The sequence below is a fragment of the uncultured Fretibacterium sp. genome (assembly GCF_938040765.1).
In the GTDB taxonomy this organism is placed as follows: domain Bacteria; phylum Synergistota; class Synergistia; order Synergistales; family Aminobacteriaceae; genus CAJPSE01.
This window is the reverse complement of sequence record NZ_CALIAA010000191.1, coordinates 1-3,802: the sequence shown is the minus strand read 5'-3', so window position 1 is coordinate 3,802 and position 3,802 is coordinate 1. Positions and strand designations below refer to the sequence as shown.

4 protein-coding genes and 1 pseudogene are annotated in these 3,802 nt (G+C 66.8%); all 5 read right to left on the bottom strand.

Features of this window, described 5'->3' with window-relative positions; genetic code table 11:
- Positions 1 to 192, bottom strand: a pseudogene (locus tag Q0176_RS06650) (HAD family hydrolase); the annotation flags it as partial.
- A gap of 142 nt (positions 193 to 334) precedes the next feature.
- Complete coding sequence (locus Q0176_RS06645) at positions 335 to 745, bottom strand: translation initiation factor (protein WP_299300495.1); 411 nt, start codon at positions 743 to 745, stop codon at positions 335 to 337.
- Positions 742 to 1,884: a tRNA (adenosine(37)-N6)-threonylcarbamoyltransferase complex transferase subunit TsaD gene (gene tsaD, locus Q0176_RS06640; protein WP_299300492.1), complete on the bottom strand. Its 1,143-nt coding sequence runs from the start codon at positions 1,882 to 1,884 to the stop codon at positions 742 to 744. The genes Q0176_RS06645 and tsaD overlap by 4 nt, the downstream gene beginning before the upstream one ends.
- Positions 1,881 to 2,444: a hypothetical protein gene (locus tag Q0176_RS06635; protein WP_299300489.1), complete on the bottom strand. Its 564-nt coding sequence runs from the start codon at positions 2,442 to 2,444 to the stop codon at positions 1,881 to 1,883. Before Q0176_RS06635 ends, tsaD begins: the two co-directional genes overlap by 4 nt.
- A gap of 260 nt (positions 2,445 to 2,704) precedes the next feature.
- The coding region (locus Q0176_RS06630) for a lipid II flippase MurJ (RefSeq protein ID WP_299300486.1) at positions 2,705 to 3,802 on the bottom strand (1,098 nt) is incomplete at its 5' end.

Below are 3,802 nucleotides of genomic sequence, written 5' to 3'. Positions count from 1 at the left end.
CCTGATCTCCTCCCGGACAGGGGGCGGAAAGGCTTCCGCCGCCTCGATCAGGGGGACGATCCTGCCCCCGAAGTACCTCTGCCGCAGGGCCGAGAAGTCCAGTTTCGTGTCGGCCAGGACCCCATCCCAGTCGAGTATGAAGGCCCCCTTGACCGCGGGGTGCCAGAAGGGCGGAGCGATTGTCTCGAGCATCGAAGCCGAACCCCTTTCTTACGTCCGAGGACGGATGGAAGACGGATGTCTGACGGTCTGTGACGGATGTTCCATGTCTCCATGGAAACACGGATTTAATCCATGAAGTCCCCCTGTTGATCCTGGGGGCTGTAGCCGACGGTCAACGGATGATCCTGGAGACGCCGCGCTTCCGAAACCATTCTTCGATGCGGTCCGCGATGTCCCCCTGGACCACGAGCGCGCCCTCCTCCGTATGGGCACCGGTGCCCAGCGCCCTGCGCAGCTCCCGTGCCAGAGCCTCGAGCTGTGCCTCCGTCGGCGCGGGTGTGGGCAGGACGCGCGTCACCCACTTGCCGCCGCGGCCCGCCCGCGTCCTCTGGAGGACGACGCGGGAGAATTTGGGAGGCGGAGCCGTCGGGGTCGGGGCCGCGGCATCGGCGGTATCGGCCGGGTCGGGGCGCTGCGGCGGGTGTCCCATAAGCTCCCCCAGCGACAAGCCGAGCGGGCCGTCCTCCGCCGTGATGACGGCGCGGCGTCTCGAGGCTTCGTCCCTCGTCTTTTTCGTGCTCAACTCCCGGCCTCCTTCGAGCGTTCCCGCTGCCTCCCCCGCAGCGCCGTCTTTGCTTCGGAGGTGCGGGAGGTCGGTGAATCCATCCGGTGGAGCCCCTGAGCGGCCGTCTCCCCGAGCGCCAGCGACGGGTCGGGGGTGAAGTCGGAGGGGCTGCGGACGCCGCGGTCCCAGGCGCTCCGTCCCGCCGCCGCGATCATCACGGCGTTGTCCGTGCACCGGCTGGGCTTGGGGAGCCAGGCGGTCCATTGCCGTGCTTCCCGCGAGCCCGTCATCGCCGCGCGCAGGGCGCTGTTGGCGGCGACCCCACCCGACACGGCGACGCGTCGGATGCCCGTCCGTCGGACGGCCAGGCTCAGCTTGGAGATCAGGGCGTCCGTCACCGCGCGGCGGAAGGAGGCGCAGAGGTCGGGGAGGGGCGGCTCCCGACCCTCCGCCTCGAGCCGCTTCACCTGCCACAGCAGGGCCGTCTTCAGCCCGCTGAAGCTGAACTCGATCTCCTTCGTGTTCCTGAGCGGGACGGGAAGATCGAAGGCGTGGGGATTTCCCTCCCGCGCCAGACGGTCGATCTCCGGCCCGCCGGGGTAGGGGAGCCCCATCACCCGCGCGGCCTTGTCGTAGGCCTCGCCCGCGGCGTCGTCGCGCGTCCCCCCCAGCACCGTATAGCGCCCCAGGGCATCGACCCGTATAATCTCCGTGTGCCCTCCGGATACGATCAGGGACAGAAAGGGCGGACGCAGATCCTCCGTGTCGACCATGGGGGCGAAGAGGTGTCCCTCCAGATGGTTGACCCCGATCACGGGGACATCCCACGCCCGGGAGAGCGCCCGGGCGGCCTGGACGCCCACCATCAGGGACCCCATCAGCCCCGGCCCCCGGGTGACGGCGATCAGGCCCAGGTCCCTGCCCGATACGTTCGCCGTCTCCAGGACGGCGTCGACGAGGGGCAACAGATTCTCCAGATGCTTGCGCGCCGCGAACTCCGGGACCACGCCGCCGAATCGGGAATGGTCCCGTATCTGGCTGGAGAGCAGCTCGGCAACGACGGTGCGCTCCCCACGGATCAGGGCGACGCCCGTGTCGTCGCAGCTCGTCTCGATGCCCAGCGTCAGCGCCTCCGCGTCGAGCGGCCCCGTGTTCATCTCGCGGGGGCCTCGAGCACGGCCCTGTCCGGCCCCATTGTAATCTCAACCCTGCTCCCGGGCTTGAGGGCGGGGACGCAGAGGAACAGGGTACCCTCCGTGCCGGGGGGCAGTTCTCCGGTGACGCGCAGGTCCCGATGCCCCAGCAGGTCCTCCGGGGCCACGCGATACCCCCCGACGGTCAGCCGCGTCGGGTCGAAGTCCCAGTTCTTCACGGCGCGGTAGTTCAGGGCCAGGATGTCGCGGCCCTTCATCCGCCGCTCCGCCTCCTTGTCCGCGGGGTAGTAGCAGCCCAGCCCCTTGACGACCCATTCGTGAACGTCCCGGTCCCGTTCCAGGCGTTTCCTCAGGGTCCGGGGCAGCCAGGTGACGTTCAGCTCGGCACGGGCGTTCAGGACGATGTCGTCCAGGAGCTGTGCGTCGATCCACAGCTGGACGGTCCGGGCCTCCAGCGTTTTTTTCCACTCGCCGGAGGCGCGTCCCCACGCGGGGGCGCAGAGCAGCAGACATGCCAGCAAGAGGACGGCGATTCCTTTGATGGTTTTCTTAAGTCCGTTCATGAAGACCTCCTTGAAATGCGTTGGCTTTCCCCCATGAGAATGAACGACGGATTGCAAGGATTGTATCAAAAAAGAAGGGGAAGAAAAGCTCAGTAAACCTCAATAAAGCTCACGAAAGCTCAGAAAAGCTCACAAAAGCTCACAAAAGCCAAATCAAGCTCACAACTTGAAGTAAAATTGCAAAATGTGGGAAAGTGAATTTTCCATGACGGGATTCTGCGTCTGTTTGGCATCGGGGCGGGGCTCCCTTGAGATGTCCGTCAAGCGTTCTCCTTTCGTCGGCCAACGGCCTCGCGGATCCACAGCCACTCCTCGCAGCGCAGGGCCAGCGTCGTCGCCGCGTAGGCCGCCGTCCCGGCGAGGATGACGCCAAGGCACCACAGCGCGCGGCGGCCGAGGGAGGCGGCCGGGACGTAGGGCAGGAAATATCCGTACGCGGCCGTGACGAGGATCAGCAGGCCAAGCGAGGCTGCGATCCTGGACGTCCAGCATCCCGTGAGGACGCCCAGGGGACGCCCAAGCCTCCTGCGGACGTATCCCAGCCCCACCATGCCGGAGAGCGTAAAGGCGACGCTTGGGGCCAGCGCCAGCCCGGCGTAGCCCATCGGCATGAGGAACAGGGACAAAAGCGCGGTGGAGGCCACGCTGAACAGCGTGGTCGCGAAGGCGGCGCGCGGGAGAGACAGGGCGTAGAGCCCCCGCATGACGACGGTGGAGCAGGCCATGCCCGGCAGCCCCAGCATCCCGAGGCTCAGACATGTCGCGGTAGCCTCCCAGGCGCCCTCGCCGAATGCGCCCCGGACGAAGACCAGGTGCACGAAGGGGCGGGAGATCAGGATGAGCCCCGCCGAGGCCGGGAGCACGATGAAGAGCGTGAAGCGAAGCGCATGCCGCAGCGTCTCGGCGAAGTCCTCCGGCTCTCGGGCCCGGGAGAGCTGGGGCAGCACGGCCTGCGAGACGGCGATGACGAACAGGCCCAGGGGGAGCTGGAGGATGCGGTTGGCGTAGTTCAGCACCGAGATGGTCCCCTCCTGGAGGAAGGAGCCCAGCATCCTGCTGATCACGGGGTTGACCTGGTTCAGGGAGAGGCCGGCGGCGTAGGTGTGTCCGCCGAAATTTTCGAGCAGATCGGCGCAGCTTTGCACCGCTTTGTAGACGTCAAAACCGGTGACGGAGCGCGCAGAACCGGTGGCCATGTCGCCAGATCGGGTTAAAACCACGGCGGGGCGATAGTATTGTTCGGTGACGCGCGAGGCGACAATGCCGATGATGCCCTTGTGCCACTGCTCGTTGTAGATCACAATGCCGCGACGCTCTTCGAGCCCCTTCATGGCACTGACCTGTTCGGTGGCTTGTTC